This window comes from Aeromicrobium sp. NPDC092404, from assembly GCF_040684095.1.
Classification (GTDB): Bacteria; Actinomycetota; Actinomycetes; order Propionibacteriales; family Nocardioidaceae; genus Aeromicrobium.
The window spans coordinates 1,146,319-1,171,474 of the sequence record NZ_JBFBFI010000002.1 but is presented as its reverse complement, the minus strand read 5'-3'; the positions used below and the strand labels follow the sequence as shown (position 1 = coordinate 1,171,474).

At 70.3% G+C, this 25,156-nt stretch carries 20 protein-coding genes; 4 read left to right on the top strand and 16 right to left on the bottom strand.

The genetic code is table 11. The annotated features are described in order from the left end of the window. Positions 1 to 108: 108 nt before the first annotated feature. The gene (locus AB0N22_RS16345; protein WP_364642534.1) at positions 109 to 972 is read left to right on the top strand and encodes a Wzz/FepE/Etk N-terminal domain-containing protein; all 864 of its coding nucleotides are present in this window, start codon (positions 109 to 111) and stop codon (positions 970 to 972) included. Here AB0N22_RS16345 and AB0N22_RS16340 read toward each other — a convergent pair. The 5 genes from AB0N22_RS16340 to AB0N22_RS16320 form a co-directional block, all read right to left on the bottom strand. Next, entirely contained in the window at positions 969 to 2,570 is a 1,602-nt protein-coding gene (locus tag AB0N22_RS16340) for an AMP-binding protein (protein WP_364642531.1), read from the bottom strand. The two genes, AB0N22_RS16345 and AB0N22_RS16340, sit on opposite strands and share 4 nt — an antisense overlap. 110 nt (positions 2,571 to 2,680) lie before the next feature. Then, positions 2,681 to 4,105, bottom strand: coding sequence for an exopolysaccharide biosynthesis polyprenyl glycosylphosphotransferase (locus tag AB0N22_RS16335; protein WP_364642529.1), 1,425 nt, complete (start codon positions 4,103 to 4,105; stop codon positions 2,681 to 2,683). Positions 4,106 to 4,107: 2 nt separating this feature from the next. After that, on the bottom strand, positions 4,108 to 5,031 hold the full coding sequence (locus AB0N22_RS16330) for a glycosyltransferase family 2 protein (protein ID WP_364642527.1): 924 nt from the start codon (positions 5,029 to 5,031) through the stop codon (positions 4,108 to 4,110). Next, complete coding sequence (locus AB0N22_RS16325; RefSeq protein WP_364642524.1) at positions 5,028 to 5,465, bottom strand: adenylyltransferase/cytidyltransferase family protein; 438 nt, start codon at positions 5,463 to 5,465, stop codon at positions 5,028 to 5,030. The genes AB0N22_RS16330 and AB0N22_RS16325 overlap by 4 nt, the downstream gene beginning before the upstream one ends. Positions 5,466 to 5,477: 12 nt before the next feature. After that, positions 5,478 to 6,815 (bottom strand): sigma-70 family RNA polymerase sigma factor, encoded by a 1,338-nt coding sequence (locus AB0N22_RS16320; RefSeq protein WP_364642789.1) that lies wholly within the window; start codon positions 6,813 to 6,815, stop codon positions 5,478 to 5,480. Positions 6,816 to 7,249: 434 nt separating this feature from the next. Here AB0N22_RS16320 and AB0N22_RS16315 point away from each other — a divergent pair, with 434 nt between their 5' ends. Then, a complete protein-coding gene (locus tag AB0N22_RS16315) occupies positions 7,250 to 8,539 on the top strand; it encodes a Wzz/FepE/Etk N-terminal domain-containing protein (RefSeq protein ID WP_364642521.1) in 1,290 nt (429 codons plus the stop codon). Between the two features lie 91 nt (positions 8,540 to 8,630). Here AB0N22_RS16315 and AB0N22_RS16310 read toward each other — a convergent pair whose 3' ends face one another. The 9 genes from AB0N22_RS16310 to AB0N22_RS16270 form a co-directional block, all read right to left on the bottom strand. Continuing rightward, positions 8,631 to 10,160, bottom strand: a complete 1,530-nt coding sequence (locus tag AB0N22_RS16310) for a polysaccharide biosynthesis C-terminal domain-containing protein (protein WP_364642518.1) — start codon at positions 10,158 to 10,160, stop codon at positions 8,631 to 8,633. Beyond that, positions 10,123 to 11,421: an O-antigen ligase family protein gene (locus AB0N22_RS16305; protein WP_364642515.1), complete on the bottom strand. Its 1,299-nt coding sequence runs from the start codon at positions 11,419 to 11,421 to the stop codon at positions 10,123 to 10,125. The genes AB0N22_RS16310 and AB0N22_RS16305 overlap by 38 nt, the downstream gene beginning before the upstream one ends. Further along, entirely contained in the window at positions 11,418 to 12,152 is a 735-nt protein-coding gene (locus tag AB0N22_RS16300; protein WP_364642512.1) for a CDP-alcohol phosphatidyltransferase family protein, read from the bottom strand. Before AB0N22_RS16300 ends, AB0N22_RS16305 begins: the two co-directional genes overlap by 4 nt. Next, positions 12,149 to 14,998, bottom strand: a complete 2,850-nt coding sequence (locus AB0N22_RS16295; RefSeq protein WP_364642509.1) for a fibrinogen-like YCDxxxxGGGW domain-containing protein — start codon at positions 14,996 to 14,998, stop codon at positions 12,149 to 12,151. Before AB0N22_RS16295 ends, AB0N22_RS16300 begins: the two co-directional genes overlap by 4 nt. A 127-nt stretch (positions 14,999 to 15,125) precedes the next feature. Beyond that, a complete protein-coding gene (locus AB0N22_RS16290; RefSeq protein WP_364642786.1) occupies positions 15,126 to 15,509 on the bottom strand; it encodes a DUF779 domain-containing protein in 384 nt (127 codons plus the stop codon). 16 nt (positions 15,510 to 15,525) lie between these two features. Beyond that, a complete protein-coding gene (locus AB0N22_RS16285) occupies positions 15,526 to 17,049 on the bottom strand; it encodes an aldehyde dehydrogenase family protein (protein ID WP_364642506.1) in 1,524 nt (507 codons plus the stop codon). A gap of 93 nt (positions 17,050 to 17,142) precedes the next feature. Next, positions 17,143 to 18,423: a GAF domain-containing protein gene (locus tag AB0N22_RS16280; RefSeq protein WP_364642503.1), complete on the bottom strand. Its 1,281-nt coding sequence runs from the start codon at positions 18,421 to 18,423 to the stop codon at positions 17,143 to 17,145. 39 nt (positions 18,424 to 18,462) lie between these two features. Further along, positions 18,463 to 19,281 (bottom strand): ABC transporter permease, encoded by an 819-nt coding sequence (locus tag AB0N22_RS16275; protein ID WP_364642501.1) that lies wholly within the window; start codon positions 19,279 to 19,281, stop codon positions 18,463 to 18,465. Beyond that, the gene (locus AB0N22_RS16270) at positions 19,278 to 20,195 is read right to left on the bottom strand and encodes an ATP-binding cassette domain-containing protein (RefSeq protein ID WP_364642498.1); all 918 of its coding nucleotides are present in this window, start codon (positions 20,193 to 20,195) and stop codon (positions 19,278 to 19,280) included. Before AB0N22_RS16270 ends, AB0N22_RS16275 begins: the two co-directional genes overlap by 4 nt. Before the next feature lie 51 nt (positions 20,196 to 20,246). Between AB0N22_RS16270 and AB0N22_RS16265 the strand changes: the two genes are divergently transcribed. Further along, entirely contained in the window at positions 20,247 to 21,107 is an 861-nt protein-coding gene (locus AB0N22_RS16265) for a tryptophan 2,3-dioxygenase family protein (protein WP_364642495.1), read from the top strand. A gap of 142 nt (positions 21,108 to 21,249) precedes the next feature. Beyond that, entirely contained in the window at positions 21,250 to 23,439 is a 2,190-nt protein-coding gene (gene helR, locus AB0N22_RS16260) for an RNA polymerase recycling motor ATPase HelR (RefSeq protein WP_364642492.1), read from the top strand. Between the two features lie 3 nt (positions 23,440 to 23,442). Here the strand turns inward: helR and AB0N22_RS16255 are convergent, their stop codons facing one another. Continuing rightward, positions 23,443 to 24,102 carry a methionine ABC transporter permease gene (locus AB0N22_RS16255; protein ID WP_364642489.1) on the bottom strand — a complete coding sequence of 220 codons (660 nt, stop codon included), beginning with the start codon at positions 24,100 to 24,102 and terminating at the stop codon, positions 23,443 to 23,445. Next, on the bottom strand, positions 24,102 to 25,127 hold the full coding sequence (locus tag AB0N22_RS16250; RefSeq protein ID WP_364642486.1) for an ATP-binding cassette domain-containing protein: 1,026 nt from the start codon (positions 25,125 to 25,127) through the stop codon (positions 24,102 to 24,104). The genes AB0N22_RS16255 and AB0N22_RS16250 overlap by 1 nt, the downstream gene beginning before the upstream one ends. Between the last annotated feature and the right edge of the window lie 29 nt (positions 25,128 to 25,156).

Here is a 25,156-nt window from a genome sequence, read left to right as displayed (position 1 = left end):
TTATCGCCGAGAGGGCGACTTTCCTCCAGAGCCCCGGCACGCACCTGTGGACAACGGCAGCGCGTCCCCGACCGGTCCGCCGCACAATCGGATCCGGAGGTGGTCCCGATGCGCGCATCCACGCCGCTCACCCTGAGCGAGCTCGGCCGGGCCGTGGCCCGCGGCTGGCGGCTCCTCGCCGTGATCGCCGTGGCCGGAGTCGCTGCGGGCGTCGCGCTCCACGTCGCGCTGCCGCAGACCTACTCGGCGACCGCGTCGGTCCGCGTGCAGCCCACCGGGGTCGACCCGCTGGCTCCGTCCGTCCCGCAGTCCGTCGACACCACCACCGAGGCGACGATCGCCGCCTCGCGCCGCATCGCCGGGTCGCGCTCCGTCGAGGTCACGGCCGACGGTGAGTCATCGGTCCTGCTGATCACCCACACCGCAGAATCGCCCAGCTCGGCGGCGAGAGGAGCCAACGCCGTGGCCGAGGCCTACCTCGCCGACCGGTCGAGGCGGGCGGCGAAGAACGTGGCCCGGCTGCGGTCCACGCTGACCCAGCAGGTCAGGGCGCTGCCGGACACGACCTCCGCGGCACACGCCCAGGTCGTGGCGGACCTGGCCAGGGCTCGCCGACTGCAGGTCGACGGCGGAGCCGTGATCGACGCCGCCCGTGCGCCGGACCGTGCCGACCGGCCCACGCTTCCGCTGTCAGCCGCCGCCGGCGGCCTGCTGGGGCTGCTTGCCGCCGTGCCCGTCGCCGCGCTGGGTGCGCGTCCCGGCAGGATGGCCGGCGTCGTGGTGCTCGACGTCGAGCCGTCAGCCTCGACCCAGCTGCGGCGCGGTGCCGTGGCTCTCGCCGACCACGTGCTCGTGGTCCGCGAGTCCGACGCCGACATCGGGATCGCCGAGCAGTGGTGCCGTCACCTCGAGTCCGTGGGCATCCCGGCCGACGTCATCCGGGCCGGGACGCACGAGGGCCCCGAGTGCTAGTCCTCCGGGAAGTCCGGGAGCTCGCGCTTCATGACCTTGCCGGTCGGGTTCCGCGGCAGCTCGTCGAGGAACATCGTCCGGCGCGGCACCGCGAAGCGTGCGACGTGATCCCTCGCGTACGCGACGAGATCCTGCTCGCTCAACGACGCACCGTCCTTGACCACGACGTATGCCGCGAGGGCCTGGCCGAACTTCTCGTCGTCGACGCCGGTCACGACGACGTCGGTGATGTCGGGGTGCCCGATCAGCGCGTCCTCGAGCTCGCGCGGGAAGACGTTCTCGCCGCCGGAGATGATCATGTCGTCGTCGCGGCCCGAGACGAACAGCCGGCCGTTCTCGTCGAAGTACCCGAGGTCGCCGGTGTTCATGAGCCCGTCGGCGAACGACTTGGTGTTGCCGTCGGTGTAGCCGCCGAACGGCATGTCGTTGCCGACGTGGATGACACCGGTCTCGCCCTGGGGCACCTCCTTGCCGTCGGCGTCGAGGATCTTGACGAACGTGCGGAACGGCGGCTTGCCGGCCGTGCCGGGGGCCTCGCGGAGGTCGCGGGGACTGGCGACCGTCACCCAGCCCGTCTCGGTGGCGCCGTAGAAGTTGTAGACCGAGTCGGTGAACAGGTCCATGAAGCGGGTGGCCAGGTCTCCCGCGAGGGCGGAGCCACTGCTCGCCGTGACCTCGAGCGACGAGACGTCGGACTTCTCGATCATCACCGGGTCGGCGTCGACGAGCCGCTGCATCATGACCGGCACGACGACGAGGACCTTGGCACGGTGCTCGTCGATGTCACGGAGCACCTGCTCGGCGGAGAAGCGCCGCCGCAGGACGTACGTGGGGGCGGTCGAGAGGCCGAAGCCGAAGTTGATGAGTCCCCACGAGTGGAACAGCGGTGCGGCGAGCACGACCGTGGAGTTGCCGCGGTAGGGAATCGCGCCGAAGAACGCGATGAGCGGCTTCAGGTCGGCGGGCTCCTCGCGCTTCGCGCCCTTGGGCAGCCCGGTCGTCCCGGAGGTGAAGATGATGATCTGGCCGTGCCGGTCGGGCTTGGCGTGCGCCTTGGTCGGCTGTCCCGCCAGCAGCCCGCCGACCGTCGGGTAGTCCGAGGCCTCCGGGTCGTCCGCCCAGCAGACGATGATGGTGTCGTCGTCGACGTCGGCGCCGACCTCGAGGAACTCCTCGTCGAGGATCACCAGCTTGGCCCCCTCGCGCTTCGACAGCTCACCGAGCTGGGAGCGGCTCGCCATGGTGTTCAGCAGCAGCACCCGACCGCCGGCCTGCATGACGGCGATGAGGGCGATCACCATGTAGCGGTGGTTGCGTGACAGCACCGCGACGGAGTCGCCGGGCTCGACGCCGCGATCCTTGAGGGCCTGGGTGAACTGGTTGATCTGCTCGGCCAGCTCGGTCCAGGTCAGCTGCCCGGCATCGTCGATGATGGCCAGCTGGTTGGGAAACCGCTTGGCCGCGGCGTTGACCCCGGACGGCAGCCCCGGCCCCCACTTGGCGAGCTGCAGCCCGGCGCCGATGAGACGGTGGGGCAGGACGGGCTTCAACATCCCGATCCGCCGGAAGACCTTCAGCGTGTAGCCCAGCTCCGTCATGCTTCTCCCTGGTCGCGTGTCCCACGACGCTAGCGCGCGCGGGGTGAACCACGAAAGCGTAACAACGAGTTACACCTTTGAGCAGGGCCTGTGACCGATCAGACGAGGGATCAGTGGGCGCCGTCGCGGGCCAGGACGGCGCGGAACGTCCGGGCGATGATCGCGATGTCGAGCCGGAGGTTCCAGTTGTTGACGTACTGCAGGTCCATGCGGATCGACTCCTCCCAGGACAGCGCGGACCGGCCGCTGACCTGCCACAGGCCGGTCATGCCGGGCTTGACGTGCAGACGACGCCAGACCCACTCGCTGTAGAGCGAGGTCTCCGATGGGAGGGCCGGCCGCGGCCCGACGAGGGACATGTCGCCCTTGACGACGTTGATGAGCTGGGGGAGCTCGTCGAGCGACGTCTTGCGGAGGAATCGGCCGAAGCGGGTGATGCGCGGGTCGTGGCGCAGCTTGAACAGCGGACCGGCGCCCTCGTTGCGGTCCCGCAGGGCATCGAGCCGGGTCTCGGCATCGACGACCATGGTGCGGAACTTGTAGATCACGAACGGCTCACCGTCGCGGCCCGTGCGCACCTGCCGGAAGATCGCCGGGCCGCGGGAGCCGAACCGGACGCCGCCGGCGAGCACGAGCAGGAGCGGTGACAGGACGACCAGCGCGAACGCGGCTGTCACGCGGTCGAGAATCGACTTCGCGAGGAGTGACATGAGGTGGTCGTTGGGCGCTCGGAGGGACAGCGCGATCTGGTCGCCGACGCGCCGCGGCCGGAGGTACTCGACATGGTCGTTCATGTCGGCGACCACGAGGCACTCGACCTCCGCGCGCTGCAGGGCCCAGGCGAGGTGCCGCAGGGCCGGAGTCGCGAAGGCACGCCCGCTGGCGATCACGACGGAGCGCGCTCCGTGCTCGGACACCGCGGCGAGCACCTCGCGGACGACCTGGGCCAGGCTGTCGTCGGACACGGCGCCGGCCGGAGCGAGCTCGTGCGGAGCACGCCACGAGCACGTGGCCAGGACGTTGATGTCCTTGCGGCCGACCCACCGGTTGGCGAGGCGCTCGACCGACTCGACCTGTCCGACGAGGATCGTCGGCGTACGACGCAGGAGTCGCCGGTGGGCGAACGCCGACGCGGCCGAGACCGCCGGGGCGGCGAGCACCGCGATCGCGGCCTGACGGATGGTGCTCGAGCTGTCCGCCTCGGCCATCATCAGGGCCAGGGCGGCGGCGCCGAGGAGCTCGATGAACCGGATCGCCGGCTTGTACGACCGGGCGCGCTCGTAGGCCGGCATCGCCGCGAAGCTGTAGGCCAACCACGTGCCGACGAGCGCCACGGCGCCACCCGTCCAGGCGTCAGGAAGTGCGAGCTGACGGTCGGCCAGGAACCAGGTCGCTGCAAGTGCGCCGAGATAGCCGAGGATGCCGGTGCGCAGGACGGCGAGCGGGAAGCCCCGGAGGCCACGGCGCGGCGCCCGACGTGCCGGCAGCTCGGTCTTGAGCCCGCGCAGCGGCACCGAGACGTTCATGACCGCCATGGCTAGATGCCCTTGCCGAAGCGGTTGGCGACACGGGCGATGGCGTGCGCGGAGACGAGGCGGAACGAGACCAGGAGGCCGAGCCAGGCGCGGACGTTGAGCGGCTGGGTCCGCAGCGCCGCTCGCAGCCAGGTGCGTGACTCGCGGCGGCTCCCGGCAGCGGCGAGCGCGAACCCGATCTGCGAGCCGATGCGCGCCGACGAGGCGGGGACCTCACGAAGCTCGGGATGCTTGGCGACGAGATAGCTCAGGCCGGCTGCGTACTGCGCCCACTTGCCGTAGAAGAACGACTCGCCGGACCAGCGCACCGAGACCAACGGCTCGTCGACGAGCCGGATCACCGAGCGCTGCGACGTGGTGAGCAGGACGTCGTAGTCCTCGCCATAGCTGCCCGGGAGGTCCTCGTCGATGAGTCCGACGGTGTCGACCAGGACGTCCCGGCGGAACACGAAGCTGCTGGAGTGGAGCCCGGCGATGCGGTCGCGGACCAGATCGGCGTGCGTCACGGTGGTCAGCGGCACCGGACGCACGTGGGTCGTGTGGCCGTCGTCGACCAGCATCGCCGTGCCGACCAGCCCGACCTCAGGATGCTCGGCGAAGACGGCCATCTGCGCCGTGAGCTTGGTCGGCAACCAGACGTCGTCGTCGTCGAGGAAGGCCACATAGGCGCGCTTGGCCTGCAGGATGCCGGTGTTGCGGGCGCCGGCGAGTCCCCGGGTCCGGTCGTTGACGACCCCGGTGAGCGTGCGGTGCGGGCCGGTCACGACATCAGGCAGCACGGGCTCGCACGCGTCGAACACGACGACGACGTCGATCGTGCCGGCGTAGTCCTGGTCGATGATGCTCTGCACCGCCTGGCGCATGAGCTCCGGTCGGTTGTGGGTCGGGACGACCGCGGTGACCGCCGGCAGGTCCGCCCGGGTCACTCGCCGCGCTCGGTCAGGAACGACCGGAGCATCGAGCTCGACGTGTGCCGGGTGTAGGGGAAGTAGACGACCTTGACGCCGAGCTCGCCCAACCTGCGCTCGAGCCGGTAGCCCTTGGGGGTGCCCTGCCAGTCGTCGCCCTTGAAGATCGCGTCGAACGGCCGCTGCTGCCACATCGCAGCCTTGTCCTCCGAGCGGTCGATCACGACCTCGTCGACGATCCCGAGCGACGAGATGATGTCGATGCGCTCGTCGCACGGGACGACCGGGAGCCGACCCTTCAGGTTGTCGACGTACTCGTCGCTCGCGACCCCCACGACCAGGTGGTGGCAGTGGTTGCGGGCTCGGCGCAGCAGATTGAGGTGACCGACGTGGAACATGTCGAAGACCCCGCTCGTGTAGCCGACCCCATACTTCCTTCGTACGTCATTCAAGGCACAGAACTTTCAGTTGGTGGTGCCTAGGGAGAGGAGCGAGCCGAGCAATCGTGACGGGACCTCGGCTGTGACGCTCGCGATACGTGCCCGTACGCCGCTCTCGTCGACCTGCACCGTGACGGCGGAGCCGACAGCAGCAATGACCTTGGGCGGCGACGTGGGCTCGGATCCTGGCGACGTGCCGGGCTTCGTGCCCGGGCTCGAGGCACCGGCACCGGCGCTGGCCGTGGCCTTGGGGCGGGTCTTGAGCGTGGTACGCCCGACCGTCTTCGTGACGGACTTCGACGGCTCGCTCTGCTTGGCCGCAGCGGGCAACGGCCCGCCGGGGATGCCCGCGCGTTCTGCGCGTGGACCGTCGGCCTGGACCGGCATCGGGTAGCGCATGGGCTCGGTGGCCTCGGTCGCCCCGAAGCCGATGACACTTGCTGCGGTGAAGGCCGCGACCGCGGCGGGAGGAGCCAGGACGGCGAGGCCGGCCTTGCCCAGTGCGACCACGTTCGCGGTCAGCGAGGCCCACACGCTGGCGAAGGCAGCGCCGACCAACCCGAGGAGCGACACCAGCAGCGCCGCCGAAACGCGGACCGCGCCGACCTCCCGGTTGACGATCCGCAGGTCCGAGTCGATCGCCGAGCACGCTGCGCACCCCTCGAGATGACCGGCGATGCTCGCCTGCTCGCGGGCGCTCGCGGTCTGCCGCACGTACGCCGACAGCCGGGCACGGACCTCGCCGCACGCCCGGCTGGGCGCCGGCCCCTGCTCGTTGACGTGCTGCTGGAGGTAGGCCTCGCGCAACCCCGAGCGGGCCCGGTAGGCGAGCGCCGAGACGCTGTTGGGCGACAGCTTCAGCAGGGGTCCCAGCTCCTGCGGCTTGCGGCCCTCCACGTCGAGGTGCCACAGGACCGTCCGCCATCTCGCGGGCAGCGACTCGTACGCACCGCGGATCGCGGACTGCTCGAAGGCCTCGAGCTGGCCGGCGCCGAAGGGGACGACCGAGTCGATCTGCCGCTCGTCGGCGGTGGGCATCACGCGCTGGCGGGCCTTGGCCCGCCGGGCGGACTCATGACGGATCGAGGTGAAGAGGTAGGCGCGAAAGGCGCGGTCGGGCCCCTTCCCACGACGGAAGAGGTCGAGCACCTGGGCGAACGACTCGGCGACGACGTCCTCGGCCTCCTCGCGCTGACCGAGGTGGCGCGCCAGACGGTGCGCCGCGTAGGTGTGTCGGCGGAACAGCGCGGCATAGGCGTCGTCGCTGCCGTTGCGAGCCAACGCGATCAGCTCGGCGTCCTCGAGCTCGGTGATCGACAGGTCGGCGAGCTCAGCGGTCAAAGGGGTTGCCGCAGCGGTCATGTCCTGCACGTGTACGTCCTCTGGATGTCTTGCGGCGCTCCAGATCGTGGAGCAGCCACAGGTCAGTCCCCCCTCGCCGTGCCGACAATGACAGGAGTCCGGGCCATAGTCCAGTCGAATTCGGACCTGACTTTTCTGCCGGGTTGTGGACGACGACGCCCGGATCCGCCCCGGTTGTCAGGCCTTTGTGTCCGGGTTGAACTAATTCACGCCTGAATCGGGTTGCCAGGGCTCCGTCGTGCGGCATGTGGAAAAACTCCCCGCTGGCGAAGTTGGACATTTGGGTGATTTAACTCTCAGTCGCCCTTTGTCGTCCGCCCCGTCATATTCCGTGCCGTGGCCGCTCTCACTCTTTGGGCCATCCGACCGGAGGGTCCACACCCACACTTGGTAGGCCTCCCGATCGGGATCCTGAAACCTTCGAGGAAGTCCAGATGGCAACCACTCCCCAACCCGTGCAGATCACCGACATCGCGGGCCGGCTCAAACGTCATTGGGCGGTCATCGCGGTGCTGGCGATTCTCGGACTGATCCTCGGCGTCCTTGCGTCCTTCGCCGTCCCCGCGAGCTACACGGCGACGACGACGGTCTCCGTCAACCCGATGAGCTCCGACCCGCTCAGCTCGTCGGTCGACAGCGCCCGATCGATCAACATGCCGACCGAGCAGGGGCTCGTCACGTCCCAGAAGGTCGCAGCAGCCGCCGCCGATCTCCTGGACGAGGAGTCGGTGGATGCCGAGGAGGTCAAGGAGGCGACCTCGGTCGACAGCCCCGAGGACTCGCTGATCCTCGCGATCCACTTCAGCGGCGACACCGCCAGGCAGGCGGCCGCCGGCGCGGACGCCGTCGCCGAGGCCTATCTCATGACGCGTCGCTCCGCCGCCTCCGACGAGGTCGACCGGCTCGTCCAGGCCGCCACGAAGCAGATCGGCGAGATCCAGGAAAAGTCCGACAAGCCGGCTTACGACACACCGATCGGTCGCCGTTCGCTCGCCATCCAGGCAGACGCGCTGGGCACCAAGCTGGCCGACCTGAGCAACGTCGACCTCAACCCCGGCCAGATCGTGGGCAAGGCCGACACCCCGTCGAGCCCGTCCACGCCGAGCGCCGTGTCGCTGGGGCTGGCCGGGCTGTTCCTGGGTGTCCTGGCGGGCATCCCGATCGCGCTGCTCCGCAAGGAGGAGGACTCCGAGATCGGCGGCGTCGACGGCCTGCACGCGATCGGCGACCAGATCGTGCTGGACGGCACCAAGGACACCAACCGGGCCGACACCTGGGACATCGCGGCGTTCATGCTCAAGATCCCGACCGAGATCGGCACCGACGGGCCGTTCATCATCCTGGTCGACGCCGAGGAGGGTTCGGGACGCTCCATCACGTGCGGTCAGGAGCTGGCGGACGCGCTGCAGCGCCGCGGTCGCACGGCTCGGTTCGTCGATGCCGGCGCGATCAACGAGGGCAAGATCAGCCGCGGCTGGCCGACCGAGAAGAAGCGCACCACGTGGGCCGGCGAGATCATCATCATCGACACGACGCACCTGACGTCCGACGCCAACAAGGTTGCCCTCGCGACCCGCTCGGACTCGGTCCTGCTCGCCCGCTCCACGACCGACGATGCAGCAGCCCTCCGCCGGTTCGCCGGGCTGCTCAAGTCCAAGAACGTCGACATCGCCCTCACGGCGCTGTTCCCGCCGCTCCCCGAGCTGGTCGCCCTCAGCCGCTGAGCCCGGCGGCGGCCGAGCGACGAGCCATCCGGACACCATCGGGCTTCCCGTGGTGTCCGGCTCGTTCGTCTGAGCCGACGCTTCGGACTGCTCAGCCGCGGTGCGCGACGAGAGCCACGAGACCGAGCCGGTGGCGCAACGGCCAGCTGGCCGCGAGGTAGGTCGCACCGATCACCAGGAGCGAGCAGCCCAGCACCGGCAGCGACGAGCCGCAGGTGGCGCGGGCCAGCAGCCCGAGCCCTCCGACGACGACGACCGGGAGCCCTGCGGCGACCGCCAGGTGCCCACCTCGGGGCCGTACGCCCATCAGCCGCTGCACCTGCCACACCACCACGCCGGTGTCGGCGACGATCGTGATGGCCCACGCCAACGCCGCTCCCTCGATGCCCCACAGCGGGATGAGCACGAGGTCGAGGACGATGTTGAGCACGAGGGCCATGGTCTTGTCGGCGAGCTGCCAGCTGCTGCGACCGCCCATCAGCAGGATCGTCTGGACGGTGCCGGCGGCGGCGGCGATCGCCATCGCGACGCACAGCACGGCGAGCGAGACGGCACCGTCGGCGAAGCCGGGACCGAACAGCGACAGGACCGCGTCGCCGAAGATCGCCAGCAGGAGGAACAGCGGCCAGGCGAGCCAGATCATCGCGGCCGTCACGAGGCTGTAGATCTCGCGCGCCGCGGCGAGGTCGCCCCGGGCCATAGCCGCGCTGATCTGCGGTCCGACGGCGACGCGTGCTGCGCTCTGGATGACCTCACCGGCGCGCGCGCACCTGGTCACGACGGCGTAGATGCCGGCTTGCTCGGGCGACGTGAGCGCGCCGACGAGCAGGACGTCTATCCACTCCAGCAGGATCTCCACGGCCGCCGACACCCCGCGGACGGCGCTGAAGGACCAGAACTCTGCGCGCAGGCGGCGATGATCGGCCGGGCGGGCAGGCGCGGGGGTGAGCCCGCCGGCATGACGCACCGTGAGTCGTACGGCCACGGCCGCCGCGCCGGCCAGCACGATGGCGACGGGGGCGAGCCACGCCCCCAGGATCCCGACGACACCCCAGCCGGCCAGGACGGCGAGGCCGACCCCGACCAGCCGGAGGACGGGCAGGCCGATGCCTTGCAGCAACGGATAGGCCAGGACTCCGCCAAGACCACGGACGACTGCGAGGATCACCGCGAGCAGCGACGACAGCACGGCGGTGGACGCTGCCACGAGGACGAACGACGTGGGCAACGGGTCGAACAGCTGCGGATAGGTGGCGGCAGCCGCGGCGGCGAGTGCAACGACCAGCGTGCCTCCGACGACCACCGGCCCGAGCGCCAGCCGGACGAGCCGCGGCACGTCCGCTGCACGGCCGCGGGCCCTCGCGGCGGAGACGTAGCGCACCAGGCCGGTGTCGGCGCCGAGCTCGGCCACGCTCGAGACGATCATGAAGACCGCGACCACGAGGAAGTAGGTGCCGGCCCCGACGGTCCCGAGGTGACGCCCCACGATCGCCGCGAGAAGCAGCCCCACCACCGACCCGATCGCGCCGCCGACCAGGTTGACCGCACCGGCCCAGGCGATGCCCCGGGACGCGGTCGCGGTGTCAGCCATCGGCGTGGATGCCGCCAGTGCCCGTGTCATCGAGACCGTAGCGGCGGCGCAGGAGCAGCGCCGCGACCAGCATGATCGTCAGGAACTGCATGATGTCGAGGCCGTAGACGAAGATGATGCCGCTCGCCACCACCAGGACGCTGTGCAGCACGAGGTCGACGTCACCGGGTGCCCGGATGGTCCGCAGCGTCGTGCCCCACAAGAACGTGATGAACAAGGCGAGCCCCACGAACCCGAAGCTGAACATCAGCATCCAGACGTAGCCCTGCGTGCCCAGCGACACCTCGTGTGCCGGCGACGGTCGGGGCGCGCCGTAGCCCAGCAGCGGGGACCTGAGCGTGCGCGCGATCGTCTCCTCGTAGAGCGAGAACCTCGTGTGCGACGAGTCGCCGTACTGCTGCCGGGTCGCGATCTGGGTGAGCAGGCCGTTGCCGATCAGCACGGCCGTCCCCATGACGCCCAGGACGGCGATCGTGAGCACGGGGGCGGCCCGGTCACGTGCCGCGAGGCGGACGACGACGTAGACCGCGGCCAGCGCGAGGCCGGCGAACATGCCCCGGTTGCCGGTCGCCATCGCCGGCCCGATCATCGCCGCCATTCCGCCGATGATCGCGACGCGCAGCAGGCGAGACCGCGTCATCAGGAAGCACGCGGCCGCCACCGGGGTCAGCAGCACGATCGCCACGCCCCAGCTGTTGGCGTACGGGAACGGGGCCGACGGGCGCACGAAGGTCTGGGGCGACCCCCACGGGTGCTGGATCTCCGCGAGCGGCGGGAAGAACAGGTCGCGGACGTAGTCGTTGCTGGTGAGCGAGTCGGGCAGCAGGAGGCCGACCGGCGTCGACAGGCGCACCTCGGGAAACGCCATGCCCAGCAGCCCGCCAGCGATCGCGAAGAACCAGACGAAGGTCAGGCCGTTGACGATCCGAGCGCGACTCAGGGCGCTGCCGGCGCTGAGGGTGTAGACGAACGCCGTCCCGACGATTGCCAGGATCGAGAAGCGATAGGCCAGGCCGAGCATCCGGGAGGTCGAGTCGATCATGACGGCGCACGGGATGACCCAGATGACGAATGCGGTGAAGGCGTACATGCCCGGCACGAACCGCACCGTGCCGCTGTGCGCGAGGAACGACAGCATCACGACGGTCAGCAGGACGCCGGTGATCACCGTCGCGCCGAGCGCCCAGAACACCGGGAAGCCCCACAGCAGCGTCAGGACCGGCCATGCCGGCAGGCTGTTGCGGCTCACCGCTGCGGCGGACGACTCCTCGGTCGCGACAGCGGTGCTCATGCGGGAGTCTTGGCCAGGGCCGCGAGCTCGCGGTGGCGGCGCACCAGTGTCGCGGCGAGCAGCAGCGCGTTGAGCAGGCCCATGACCCCGTACGCCCACAGGAATCCGGTCGTGAGCGGCCACAGCAGGACCACGAGGTTGAGCAGCCCGGTGTCGGCCGGGGCCTGGATCCAGGTGCCGAACCTCGGCACCGAGTCCGGCCCGGCGACCGGGTCACGGCGGGCCAGCTGCTCGGCGAGGATCTGCGCGAAGAACCGCACGGTCGACACGAGCCCGAACCCGAGCGGGACGAGCAGCACGGCGTCGGAGACGTCGGTGAACCGGTACAGCCCGACGAGCACCGCGAGGTGGAACAGCAGGTGCCGGCCGGAGTCGACGACGTGGTCGAGCCACTCCCCCGCGGCCGAGCCGCCTCCACGGAGCCGGGCGAGCTGACCGTCCGCGGAGTCGAACGCGAAGCCAAGCTGCAGCAGGAGCATCGAGGCGATGGCCATGACCGCGCCGGGCTCGACCGTCACCAGGAGGGCTGTCCCGCCGAGGAACGACGCGAAGCTCGCAGCGGTCATGTGGTTGGGCGTGAACCGGCCCTGCGCGGCCACCGCGGCGATCGCCCGACCCAGCCTGCGGTTCACGGCTCGCATGTACCAGGGCACGCCCGCACCACTCTTCTGCGCGTTGGCGAGCTCCCGGTAGGCGGCCCGCACGCCGGACGCGGTGGCGACCTGGCTCATGAGGTCGCGACCAGGCGCAGGTCCATGCTGCTGCTGGGGGTGGCCCGGTAGTTGGAGTGCACCTCGACCGCGATGGTGTTCGCGCCGGCCCGCAGCAGCGAGACGGGCACGTCGAAGGTGACCTCGTTGGCCACGGCCGTCGCGGTGTTGGGCGCGGAGCTGGCGTAGGTGCCGGCGCCCAGGGTCCCGGCCGGGAGGTTGGCGCGGCCGACCTCGGTGCCGTTGACGTGGACCGCGACGCCGTCGTCCGCACGGGTCGTGACCTTGACGGTCTTGAGCGCTCCGAGGTCAGCCACGGTGAACGACCGGCGGAAGTACGACGTCAGGGCCCGCGTCTGACCCGCCGCGACGTCGATGTTGGTCGCGATCGGACCGCTGCCCCACCCGAGTGGTGCAGCACCGGTCGCCCAGCTCCCGCTCTCGGTCTTCCACGCCGCCGAGACCGGCGCGGTGCTGTCGAAGTGGTACGACCAGGTCGCGCCGGCCGGCACGAGCGTCGTGGTGGCCGATCCGGTCGCGGCCACCGTCACCGGGGTCGAGGCCGAACGGTTCGCCCAGCCGTCCACGGCACGGACGAAGAACCGGTCGCCGGCCGACGCACCGGGCACCGTGGCGCTGGTCGTCGTGCTGGTCGCGACGACCCGGTCGTCCCGCAGGACCTCGTACGTGACACCGGAGGTCGACGAGGCGTTCCAGGTGACCGTCGCCGATCCACCCGCCACCGCGACCTTGAGGTTGGCCGGCGCGCCTGGAGCCTTGCTGGGACGGGGTGCGTAGCGGACGAAGCCACCGACCCAGCCGTTGCTGCCGTTCTCCTTGACCGCCGACGTGAACGTGCCACCGGCCCACAAGGTGCCGTCCGCGGCGACCTTGAGCGCCCAGGCGCCACGGCCCTGGCGCGCCTTCATCTCCGGGGTGAAGTCGGGCACGTAGTCGCCGGTGGCCTCGTCCCAGGCCCCGACGAAGAAGATCTTGTCGGCCTGTGACCAGCTCACGGTGGTGGAGCCGATGCTCGTGTTGTCGTAGTCCGCGGTGTCCTGGAAGACCCAGCTGAGGCAGTGGCACCCTCCGAAGACCAGGCCGTTGCCCGCGTCGATCGCCTGGAGGTCGCCGCCGGTCCTGGTGATGTGGGTGTTCTCCAGGGCGAACGTGCTGGCGTCGTAGGCGAACATGCTGTGCTGCGACCCGCCGAGCCACACCTTGCTGCCGACCTGCTTGACCGCCTGCTGGTAGCGAGCCGGGCCCGACGTGCTGAAGGTCGGTTGCCAGGTCGGGGTGATGCGCTGCGCACCGGGCCCGGTGCTGAAGGCTGCGGCGCGGTCGGCCGTGGTCCCCTTGGAGGTCGTGAAGTAGCCGGCGAGGTAGACCCGTGACTTGTCGTCGCTGACGTCGATCGCCGTGCCGGTGCCGTTGAGCTCGGGGTTCCAGGTGCTGTCCGCCGTGCCGTTGGACAGCAGGATCCGCGCGCCACCCTTGGCGTAGCGGTCGCTGACGCCGGGCTTGGTGAAGTGCGTGAAGGCGCCGGTGGCGTAGAGGTAGGTGCCGTCGGTGTCGAGGCCACGCACGGACACCGTGCCGCCGGTCGACCTGTTCTCGACGTTGGTCTGCCAGCTCGTGTCGAGCGCGCCCGTCGTGGGGTTGAGCACGACGATGCCCTTGCGGGCGACCCCGCCGACCGTGGTGAACTCGCCACCGACGGCCAGCCGTCCGTCGGGCAGTGCGGCGAGCGCCTTGACCTGGTTGTCGAGGACCGGTCTGAACCCCGGGATGTAGTCGCCGGTGGTCGCGTTGAACGCAGCGAGGTAGGGGTGCGCGACCTTGTCGGCCCCGGTCGCGGCGGAGCCCTTCTGCACCGTCGTGAAGTTGCCGCCGACGTACATGACGTTGCCGATCTGGGCGAACGCCTGGACCTCGGAGGCGGTCTCGGCCGTACCGCCCGCTCCGATGCCCGTGACGCCCCACGTCGAGGTCAGCGAACCGTTCTTGGGAACGGGCTTGATGCTCCGCGCCGGTGTGCCCGCGTCGGGGATCGCGTTGAACGTCAGGTCGCTGGTCCGGATCGTGGGGCGGATGAACACCTGGGTGAAGGGTGACCCGTAGCCGCCGCCGTCCGCGGAGGAGTAGATGTAGCTGCTGGCCGAGGTCGACCCGGTGCCGCCCTGCCCGAAGTTGAACCCGCGGACGTAGTTGTTGGTCACCGACTCGTAGGTCCAGAGGCGCTTGTAGGCGGAGTCGACCGCGATGCTGTACGTCGTGACGTTCGTGACCGTCGAGCCGCCGACGGTGGCCGACGCGAGCGGGTAGCCGGCACCGAACGACCAGCTCCAACGGTCCCGCGTGTTGGCGCGGTACTTCCAGCGCGTCTCCTGCCAGCTCGTGCCGGCCTGGTTGACGGCGCGGCGCAGGCGGACGCCGTCGCTGAACGAGTCGAGCCGGCGGCCACCGAGCAGGCCGTCGACGACCTTGGAGTCGAGCTGCCGGGGCTTGAACGCCGCGGTGCCGGTCACGGTGTCGGCGACCTGGGCGGGGGTGGCGTTGCCGTTGTAGGCCAGCGACCAGCCGTCGCGGCCACGCCCGACCAGCGCCCAGCCGCCGCCGTCCGTCGTCATGTCGCAGTAGATCTTCGTGGGCACCTGCAGCTGCGGGGTGAGGATCCAGTAGGTGCCGTCGTCGGCGCCGGAGTCGACCTGCTTGGCCTCCCAGCACGAGGCGGCGGCGGTCGCCTGCGTCGTGCCGTCGTTGGCGACGGCGGCCTGTACTGCACCCCCGACGGCGACCAGGGCGCCGGTCGACACGATGGCGGCAGCCAGCAGCAGGCGGGCATGACGGGGAGTGGGAGCTCGCACGACGAAGTGATCCTCAAGGCTTGGGGCGGCGGTGTCGGGATCCCGGCACGGCCGGGTCCCAGAGGTATAGAGGCCGCACCCGGCCGGTCATGACGGGGACCGACCCCTCGGGTCCGCGAGACCTAGGTCACGGCGCCGCGTACGTCTGCAGCTCGGCTGCCTCCTCGTCGGTGAAGACGCGCGAACGGATGATGAACCGGTTGCCCGTCGGCCCCTCGATCGAGAACCCCGCTCCCCTCCCGGGAACGACGTCGATCGTGATGTGGGTGTGCGACCAGTACGCGAACTGCTCACGAGAGATCCACACCGGCGCCGGCTCGGGCGCCCCGTAGTCCAGGTCGCCGAGGTGGACGTCCTGCGGGCCGGTCAGGAAGGTGCCCTGCGTGAAGCACATCGGCGCCGACCCGTCGCAGCAACCACCGGACTGGTGGAACATCAGCGGTTGGGCGTGCGAGCCCCGGAGGCCGCGAAGCAGGGTCGCAGCCTCCGGGGTGATCGCCACCCGATGCACGGTCACGTCGCACTCATCAGAAGAAGCCGAGCTTGTTCTGGTCGTACGAGACCAGCAGGTTCTTCGTCTGCTGGTAGTGATCGAGCATCATCTTGTGGTTCTCCCTCCCGATCCCGGAAGACTTGTAGCCGCCGAACGCCGCGTGCGCGGGGTACTGGTGGTAGCAGTTGGTCCACACGCGCCCGGCCTGGATGTCGCGGCCGGCGCGGTACGCCGTGTGGGTGTCGCGCGACCAGACGCCGGCACCGAGCCCGTACAGCGTGTCGTTCGCGATGTCGATGGCCTCCTCGTAGGTGTCGAAGCCGGTGACCGACACGACCGGTCCGAAGATCTCCTCCTGGAAGATGCGCATCTTGTTGTGGCCCTGGAAGATCGTCGGCGCGACGTAGTAGCCGCCCGACAGGTCGCCGCCGAGGTCGACGCGCTCGCCTCCGGTGATGATCCGGGCACCCTCCTGCGTGCCGATGTCGAAGTACGACAGGATCTTCTCGAGCTGGTCGTTGCTGGCCTGTGCGCCGATCATCGTCTCGGTGTCGAGCGGGTTGCCCTGCACGATCTGCTTGACCCGGTCGGTCGCTGCCGGCAGGAACTGCTCGAGGATCGAGTTCTGGATCAGGCCACGGCTCGGGCACGTGCAGACCTCGCCCTGGTTGAGGGCGAACATCGCGAAGCCCTCGAGGGCCTTGTCGTAGAACGCGTCGTCGTGGGCGGCGACGTCCTCGAAGAAGATGTTCGGGCTCTTGCCACCGAGCTCCAGCGTCGCCGGGATGAGGTTCTGGCTGGCGTACTGAGCGATCAGCCGGCCGGTCGTGGTCTCGCCCGTGAACGCGATCTTCCGGATACGGCTGCTGGATGCGAGCGGCGCACCGGCCTCCACGCCGAAGCCGTTGACCACGTTGACGACGCCGGCCGGGAGGAGGTCCGCGATCAGCTCCATCAGCAGCATGATCGATGCCGGGGTCTGCTCGGCGGGCTTGAGCACGACGGCGTTGCCAGCAGCAAGCGCCGGAGCGAGCTTCCACGTGGCCATGAGCAGTGGAAAGTTCCACGGGATGATCTGGCCGACGACCCCGAGCGGCTCGTGGAAGTGGTACGCCACGGTGTTGTCGTCGAGCTGTGACAGCGCGCCTTCCTGGGCGCGGATGGCGCCGGCGAAGTAGCGGAAGTGGTCGACGACCAGGGGCAGGTCGGCCGCCATGCACTCACGGACCGGCTTGCCGTTGTCCCAGGTCTCGCCGACGGCGAGCATCTCGAGGTTCTGCTCGATCCGGTCGGCGATCCGGTTGAGGACGTTGGCGCGATCGGCCACGGACGTCTTGCCCCAGGCAGGTGCAGCGGCATGCGCAGCGTCCAGGGCGAGCTCGATGTCCTCGGCCGTGCCGCGGGCGACCTCGCAGAAGACCTTGCCGTTGACCGGCGAGGGGTTCTCGAAGTACTGGCCCTTGACCGGTGCGACGTACTCGCCGCCGATCCAGTTGTCGTAGCGGGCCTTGTAGGTGACGACGCTTCCTTCGGTTCCGGGCTGCGCGTAGACGCTCATGGTGCTCCTTCAGGTCGAGTCCTGTGACCGTAGTCACGCGACCGTTGCCTGAACGTTGCAACGGGACCTCACCGGCCTGGTCCCGGCCGAGTCCTAGCCGAGCTCGGCGTCGAGCTGCGCCACGTGGGCCACGACCTGGGCGTGTCGGGGTGACGTGGGTGGCAGTATCGCCAGGACCCGCTCCCAGATCTCGAAGTCGTCACGACCGTGAGCGGTGTCGGCGAAGGAGAGCAAGGCGTCCGCGTCCTCCGCGGCGAGCAGACAGGAACGTACGTGCATGTGGAGCTGGTCGCGCAGCCGCTCGATCGCCGGCGCCGCCGACGCCGGCAGGATCGGTCCGCGGTAGTGCGCGACGGCTGCGCGCAGCCGGCCGGCCGCCAGCTCGTCGCGGACCCGCCCGATGTCCGTCGCGATCTCGTTGCGGAGCCGGTAGGGGCGAGAGGTCAGCTCGACGGGGCCCAGCACGGTCCGGAGGCGTGACATCTCGGCGCGGATCGTGACCTGCGCCTGCTCGTCGTCGCTCAACGCCACGGCGAGCTCTGCCGTGGTCATGCCATCGGCCGACTCCGCGAGCAGCAGCAGGATCTCGCTGTGCCGCTGGCTCAGCCGGGTCGTGGTCGTCCCGTGGCGCAGCACCGCCCCACGGCAACCCAGCACGTCGAGCGCGGGGATCGACCAGCCGCTGCTCTCCACCGCCGCCGGGGCCGGTCTGAGGCGCTCGATACGGAGCTCGGCCTCCACCGCCGCGACCGTCGCACGGACGAGGGTCAGGCTCTGTGGAGTCGCGACGTCGGGACCACCGGTCAGGTCGAGCATGCCGAGGATCGCGCCGGTGTCCGGGTCGTGGATCGGGGCCGCCGAGCAGCTCCACGGGGTGACCTGCCGCGCAAGGTGCTCCGCGCCGAAGATCTGGACGGGCCGGTCCAGGGCAAGAGCCGTGCCCGGCGCGTTGGTGCCCACACTGGACTCGCTCCAGTCGGCGCCCGGCAGGAAGTGCATGCCCTCGGCCCGCGACCGCAGCGATGAGTCGCCCTCGACCCAGAGCAGCTGACCGGCGGCGTCACTGACCGCCACGAGCAGGCCGGCCTCGGCAGCGCTCTCGACCAGGAGGCGACGGATGACCGGCATGCCCGCGGCCAGCGGATGGGAGTCCCGGATGTCGGCGAGCGCACCATCGTCCAGAAGGATCGCCGCGAGCGCCTGCTCGGGATCGAGGCCGCTGTCGACGCTGCGCCGCCACGAGTCGAAGACGAGCTGCCGGAGTGCGGGATCTGCTCGACCCGTGCTGACGAACTGGTCGTGGGCCTCCTCGAGACGTCGCGAGTGGGCCGCCGGGTCGGCTCCCTGCGGCATCGCGAGGTCGTGGCGCGCCATGTCCGGAGTGTACGACCCTGTGTGACGCGGGTCACCGGGTCAGGCGTCGCGGCGGACGAACAGGACGTACGAGAGGGCCAGCAGGCCGCCGACGAAGACCCCCATCACGACACCGCCGCCGACGGGGCCGAACGGCACGACGCCGAGGAACCCGAGCAGGTCCTCGATCGAGGCTCGCGTGTACATCTGGCCACCGGCGTCGTACGGCAGGTACTTCAGGATCTGCACCAACCCGCCGGTGCCGCGCGGGTCGTCCGACGAGGACTTGATCGCCAGGATGATCGCCTTGATGATCTGCTCGACCAGGGTCGGGACCAGCATCAGCAGCGCCACCGCGGCGGTCTGGTTGCGGGTCAGTGCGGCATAGGCGAGCCCCGACAGCGCGAACAGCGCGGTGTAGATCACCGTGCCGGCGGTCAGGTCGACGAGCTCCTTGAACGACGGCATGTCGAGCCCGAAGCCCACCATCCCACCGAGGGCGATGAGGATGCAGCCGAGAGCTGCCACCGCGGCGATGACGGCTGTCGAGATGACCTTGGCGACGAAGACGTGCGTCCGGTTGGGCACCGCCGTCAAGGTCGCGCGGATCATCCCGTGGCGGTACTCGTGCCCCGTCGAGAACACCCCGAGCAGGCCGATGATGTACGCGACGAACAGCGGCGCCAGACCGGCGGAGGCACCGATCGTGGCCAGGATGTCGAACGCGTCGTCGCCGCTCGGCGGGTCAGCCGCCACCGAGAGGCGCCACGCGATCAGCAGGGACATCACGAGCTGGAACGTGAGCGCGAGCCCGATCAGCCAATACGTCGACCGGATCGTCCGCAGGCGTACGTACTCGTAGCGCAGGGCGGCGATCATGCGGCACCGCCTGAGGTCCCACGGAACTCCTCGGACAGCCCGGTGGCGGCGAGGAACGCCTCCTCTAGCGTCGCCTGCCGGGTCGCGAGCTGGTGCAGCCGCACCCCTGCGGCGTGCGCGGCGTCGCCGATCTGCTCGGCGGTGGCGCCCTTGACCACGAGCACACCACCCTCGTCCGCGACCGTCGCGCCGAGCACCGTCAGGGCCGGAGTCAGCAGCGCCGCATCGGGCGTACGGACCTCGACCGTGCCGAGCCCGCTGCCGCTGACGAAGTCCGACACCGGACCGTTGGCGATCATCCGACCGCGACCGATCACGACGAGCTCGTCGGCCAGCACCGCCATCTCCTGCAAAAGGTGGCTCGACACGAAGACCGACCGGCCCTCCCCCGCCAGGTGCTTGAGCAGCGTGCGCAGCCAGCTGATTCCTTGGGGGTCGAGGCCGTTGCTCGGCTCGTCGAGGATCAGCGTGTCGGGGTCGCCCAGCAGGGCGGCGGCGATGCCGAGGCGCTGACCCATGCCGAGGCTGAACTTGCCCGGCTTGCCGCCGGCGACCGACGTGAGTCCCACCATCTCGAGGACCTCGTCGACGCGGGAGTCCGGGATGCGGTTGGGCGCCGCGAGCATGCGCAGGTGGTTGCGAGCACGCCGCGTCGGGTGGAACGGCTTGGCCTCGAGCAGGGTCCCGACGTGACGCATCGGGTGGTCGAGCTCGGCGAACGTCCTGCCGTCGTACGTCGTGGCGCCCTCGCCCCGGTCCAGGCCCAGCATGAGGCGCATCGTGGTGGACTTGCCGGAGCCGTTGGGGCCGAGGAACCCGGTGACGCTTCCCGGACGCACCTCGAACGACAGGTCGTTGACCGCGCGCGTCGACCCGTACGACTTCCCGAGCCCGTCTGCCCTGATCAGCGCCATGGGCCCACCCTTTCACGCGGGACAAGCGACGCGACGGCATACCGTGCAGGTATGACCGACGAAGCCGAGCACTCCGAGTCCTTCCGCCCGATCGAGGACGGCGTCGCGACCGACCTGCGCGGCGAGATGACGTACGCGAGCTACCTGCAGCTGCCGACGCTCCTGTCGGCACAGCAGCCGGTCTCGGACCATCACGACGAGATGCTCTTCATCGTCCAGCACCAGGTCACCGAGCTGTGGCTCAAGCAGCTGACGCACGAGCTGCGGTCGGCCATCGCCCTGGTCGCCGCCGACGACCTGCCGCCCGCGCTCAAGCGACTGGCCCGGGTCAAGGCGATCCAGCGGCAGATGTTCGAGCAGTGGGCCGTGCTGGAGACCCTGACGCCGATCGAGTACGCCCAGTTTCGCGACTCTCTCGGCAAAGCCTCAGGCTTCCAGTCCCCGCAGTACCGCACGGTGGAGTTCCTGCTGGGCAACAAGAACCCGCAGATGATCACGGTCTTCGCGCACGACGAGACGTTGCGATCTGCGCTGCAGGCCGATCTCGAGGCGCCGAGCCTCTACGACGAGTTCCTGCGGTTCCTCTCCCGGCAGGGACATGCCATCCCGGCCGCCGTCCTCGAGCGCGACGTCACGCAGCCGTACGTCGCCGACCCCGGCGTGATCGAGGCACTGCGCCGCATCTACGCCGATCCCGACACGCACTGGGCTGCGTACGAGATGTGCGAGGAGCTCGTCGACGTCGAGGGCAGCTTCCAGCTGTGGCGCTTCCGGCACCTCAAGACGGTCGAGCGCATCATCGGCTTCAAGCGCGGCACCGGCGGTTCGTCCGGCGTGGGGTTCCTGCAGAAGGCGTTGCAGCTCACGTTCTTCCCGGAGCTGCTCGACGTCCGGACCCACATCGGTCCGTGAGCGTCCGTCCCCGGACAGCACAAAGAGGGGCGAGCCGCCCCTCTATCACCAAGATATAGCGCAACAGGGGGCTTGCCGCAAGGCCCCGGGGGTGCCCCAGAATGGCCGGCCCAGACCCATCCGCCGGACCCCGGAGCCGCACATGCGCGAGAGCGCCTTCCACCTTGCCGACCACCCCACCAAGGACGATCCCGCGCTCATCGCGGCCGACGAACGACACTTCACCGCCATCGCCCGCACCCTCGAGGAGTCCGTCGCCGAGCTGTCCGAGCGGCTCGACACCGCTCGCAGGGCACCCGGCGGCGCCGGCCAGGAGGCGATGGACCGCGACCTGGAGATCCACCGGCTGACCTCGCGGCTGCGCACCCTGCGCCGGTTCGGGCTCGACCTGTGCCTCGGCCGGCTCGTCCGGGCCGAGGACGGCGAGGCGGTGTACGTCGGACGGCTCGGCCTGACCGCCGGCGACGGCCGGCGCCTGCTGCTCGACTGGCGGTCGCCTGCGGCCGAGCCGTTCTTCGGCGCGACGCATGCCCACCCCATGGGGCTGGCGAGCCGGCGCCGGTTCCGCTGGACGCAGGGCCGGGTCACCGACTACTGGGACGAGGTCTTCACCCCGGAGGGGCTGGAGGGACACGCCGCTCTGGACGACCAGTCGGCCTTCGTCGCGACCCTGGGCGCCAGTCGGTCACCTCGGATGCGCGACGTGCTGGGCACGATCCAGGCCGACCAGGACGCCATCATCCGCGCCGGGTCCCGGGGCGCGCTCGTCGTCGACGGCGGTCCGGGCACGGGCAAGACGGTCGTGGCCCTGCACCGGACGGCCTACCTGCTGTACTCCGACCCACGGCTCGGCCGCGGCAAGGGCGATGTGCTGTTCGTGGGGCCGCACCAGCCCTATCTGGCCTACGTCGCGGACGTGCTGCCCAGCCTCGGCGAGGACGGCGTGCGGACCTGCACGCTGCGCGACCTGGTGCCCGAGGGCGCCAAGGCGATTGACGAGGCCGACCCGCAGGTGGCTCGCCTCAAGGCGTCGGCAGACCTCGTGAGGGCGATCGAGCCCGCCGTCGGCCTGTACGAGGAGCCACCCACGAAGCCCTTGACGGTCGAGACCGACTGGGCCGACGTCCGGGTGAGCGCCGCTGACTGGGCCGAAGCCTTCGGCAGCGCCGAGCCCGGCACTCCGCACAACGCGGCCCGTGACCAGGTCTGGGCCGCGCTGCTCGACATCCTCGTCGACAAGCTGCGGGACGAGCTCGACGACTGGGAGGAAGACGACGACTTCGACGCGTACGGGCTGGCGAGCGAGGGCACGGCCGACCGGGTCCGCCGAGCCCTCGCGAACCACGAGGGGCTGGCCGAGGTGTTCGACCGCGCGTGGCCCGTGATCGAGGCCACCGACCTCGTCGGGGACCTGTGGACCGTGCCCGCCTATCTCCGGCGGTGCGCGCCGCGGCTGACCCCCGACGAGGTGAACCGGTTGCAGCGACCGGACGCGCAGGCCTGGACGACGTCCGACCTGCCGCTGCTCGACGCAGCGCTGCAACGGCTCGGCGACCCGCACGCCGCGCGACGGCGGCGCAGGCGGGAGGCGGCGGCCGTGGCCGAGCGGCAGCGCATGGCGGACGTGGTGACCGACCTGATCGCGACCGACGACTCGGAGATGGCGGTGATGTCGATGCTGCGCGGGCAGGACCTCCGCACCGCCCTGGTCGACCCGGACGCAGGACCCACCGCCGACCCCGACGCGCTGGTCGGCCCCTTCGCGCACGTCGTCGTCGACGAGGCCCAGGAGCTGACGGACGCCGAGTGGCAGATGCTGCTGCTGCGGTGCCCGTCGCGGAGCTTCACGATCGTGGGTGATCGCGCCCAGGCCCGGCACGGGTTCGAGGAGACGTGGCAGCGGCGGCTCGAGCGCGTCGGCCTCAGCGAGGTCTCGGTGGCGTCGTTGACCGTCAACTACCGGACGCCGGAAGAGGTCATGACCGAGGCCGAGCCGGTCATCCGCGCGGCCCTGCCGGACGCCAACGTGCCCACCTCGATCCGCCGCTCCGGCATCCCGGTCCGGCACGCGAGCACCGCGGAGCTCGACCCGATCCTGAGCGGGTGGCTCGCCGAGCACGCCGAGGGCACCGCCTGTGTGATCGCCTCTGACCCGATCGCCGAGGGGCCGCGCGTCAGGTCACTGACCCCCGAGCTGGCGAAGGGCCTCGAGTTCGACCTCGTCGTGCTGATCGATCCCGAGACCTTCGGCACCGGCATCGAGGGGGCCGTCGACCGCTATGTCGCCATGACCCGGGCGACCCAGCAGCTCGTGATCCTCACGAGCGGCTGAGCCTCAGCGACGCAACGCCTTGCGGGCCAGGGCGTTGCCTGCGAACTGGCCGAGCTGCACGATCACGATGACGATCGCGATGGCGGTCCAGGTGACCCACGGGTTGAACTGGCGGTAGCCGTACGTCAGCGCGAGGTTGCCCAGGCCGCCGCCGCCGATCGCGCCGACGACCGCCGTCATGTCGACGATCGCGACGAACGCGAAGGCATAGCCCAGCACGAGCGGACCGAACGACTCCGGCAGCAGCACCGTGAAGATGACCCGCAGTCGGCCGGCACCCATCGCGCGGGCGGCCTCGAGGACGCCCGGACTCGTGCTCACGAGGTTCTGCTCGACGATCCGGCCGATCCCGAACGCCGAGCCGAACACGAGTGCCACGATCGCGGCCGTGTTGCCGATCCCGGTCCCCACGAGCCAGCGCGAGAACGGCTGGATGCCCACCGCCAGGAGGATGAACGGGATCGGCCGGAAGATGTTGACCAGCAGGTTGAGGACCACGTTCACGATCCGGCTCGGCGCGATGCCACCGCTCCGTGTGACGTACAGCGTCGTGCCGATCGCCAGGCCCAGGAGTCCGCCGAACGTCAGGGCGAAGGCGACCATGTAGAGCGTCTCCCAGGTCGCCGCCAGGAACTCGCCCTGCAGCTCTGCCACCCGGTCCATCACGCCACCTCCGTCGTCTCGACGAGCGCACCGACCGCCGCGACGGCGTCGGACACCGCCCCAGGATCGCCTCGCAGCTCGAGGGTCAGGTGGCCGAACGCGCGTCCGCCGACCTGCTCGATGCCGCCGTGCACGAGCTCGAACTCGACGCCGCGACGGATGATCTCGGCGAACACGGCCGACTGACTGACCGACTCGTCGCGGAACGAGACCGTCACGAGCCGACCGTCGTGGTGCCGGCGGATCGCCTCGGTGGTCGGTCCGTCCGGCACGTCGTCGATCAGGGTGCGGACGAAGCGCTGGGTCGTCGGGTGCTGGGGCCGGGTGAAGAGGTCGAATGCCGGACCCTGCTCGACGACCCGACCGTCCTCCATCACGACCACCCGGTCGGCTAGCGACCTGACGACGTCCATCTCGTGCGTGATGACGATGATCGTCACACCGAGCTCGCGGTTGACCTTGCGCAGCAGGCCGAGCACGTCGGCGGTCGTCTCCGGGTCCAGCGCGCTGGTGGCCTCGTCGGCGAGCAGGATCGACGGGCCGGTCGCCAGGGCCCGCGCGATGCCCACCCGCTGCTTCTGCCCACCGGACAGCTGCTCGGGATGCGCGTGGGCCTTGTCGGTCAGCCCGACGAAGGTCAGCAGCTCGACGACCCGGGCGTGCTGCTCGTCGCGGGGCACGCCGGCGACGACGAGCGGATAGGCGACGTTGCCGTAGACCGTGCGGGAGTGGAACAGGTTGAACTGCTGGAAGATCATCCCGATCCCCCGCCGTACGCGCTGCAGTCGGCGCTCGGAGAGGGTCGTGATCTCGGTGCCGGCCACGGTGATCGATCCGCTGGTGGCGGGCTCGAGAGCGTTGATCAGGCGGACGAGCGTCGACTTTCCGGCCCCCGAGTAGCCGACCACCCCGACGATCTCCCCCTCCTCGACGGCAAGGTCGACGTCACGGACCGCGTGGACGGTCTCGCCGCGCTTGCTGCCGGGATAGGTCTTGGACACTCCGCGGAGCTCGATGAGAGGCATGTGTTCTTCCTTGGCAGGGCTCGGCCCGG

Excerpts from the sequence above, each read along its gene's own strand:
- helR (WP_364642492.1), top strand. The coding sequence starts at position 21,250 with ATGCGCGAGAGCGCCTTCCACCTTGCCGACCACCCCACCAAGGACGAT.
- AB0N22_RS16340 (WP_364642531.1), bottom strand. The coding sequence starts at position 2,570 with ATGACGGAGCTGGGCTACACGCTGAAGGTCTTCCGGCGGATCGGGATG.
- AB0N22_RS16280 (WP_364642503.1), bottom strand. The coding sequence starts at position 18,423 with ATGGCGCGCCACGACCTCGCGATGCCGCAGGGAGCCGACCCGGCGGCC.
- AB0N22_RS16315 (WP_364642521.1), top strand. The coding sequence starts at position 7,250 with ATGGCAACCACTCCCCAACCCGTGCAGATCACCGACATCGCGGGCCGG.
- AB0N22_RS16270 (WP_364642498.1), bottom strand. The coding sequence starts at position 20,195 with ATGGCGCTGATCAGGGCAGACGGGCTCGGGAAGTCGTACGGGTCGACG.
- AB0N22_RS16310 (WP_364642518.1), bottom strand. The coding sequence starts at position 10,160 with ATGACACGGGCACTGGCGGCATCCACGCCGATGGCTGACACCGCGACC.
- AB0N22_RS16275 (WP_364642501.1), bottom strand. The coding sequence starts at position 19,281 with ATGATCGCCGCCCTGCGCTACGAGTACGTACGCCTGCGGACGATCCGG.
- AB0N22_RS16305 (WP_364642515.1), bottom strand. The coding sequence starts at position 11,421 with ATGAGCACCGCTGTCGCGACCGAGGAGTCGTCCGCCGCAGCGGTGAGC.
- AB0N22_RS16335 (WP_364642529.1), bottom strand. The coding sequence starts at position 4,105 with ATGGCGGTCATGAACGTCTCGGTGCCGCTGCGCGGGCTCAAGACCGAG.
- AB0N22_RS16300 (WP_364642512.1), bottom strand. The coding sequence starts at position 12,152 with ATGAGCCAGGTCGCCACCGCGTCCGGCGTGCGGGCCGCCTACCGGGAG.
- AB0N22_RS16265 (WP_364642495.1), top strand. The coding sequence starts at position 20,247 with ATGACCGACGAAGCCGAGCACTCCGAGTCCTTCCGCCCGATCGAGGAC.
- AB0N22_RS16255 (WP_364642489.1), bottom strand. The coding sequence starts at position 24,102 with ATGGACCGGGTGGCAGAGCTGCAGGGCGAGTTCCTGGCGGCGACCTGG.
- AB0N22_RS16285 (WP_364642506.1), bottom strand. The coding sequence starts at position 17,049 with ATGAGCGTCTACGCGCAGCCCGGAACCGAAGGAAGCGTCGTCACCTAC.
- AB0N22_RS16345 (WP_364642534.1), top strand. The coding sequence starts at position 109 with ATGCGCGCATCCACGCCGCTCACCCTGAGCGAGCTCGGCCGGGCCGTG.
- AB0N22_RS16250 (WP_364642486.1), bottom strand. The coding sequence starts at position 25,127 with ATGCCTCTCATCGAGCTCCGCGGAGTGTCCAAGACCTATCCCGGCAGC.
- AB0N22_RS16320 (WP_364642789.1), bottom strand. The coding sequence starts at position 6,815 with ATGACCGCTGCGGCAACCCCTTTGACCGCTGAGCTCGCCGACCTGTCG.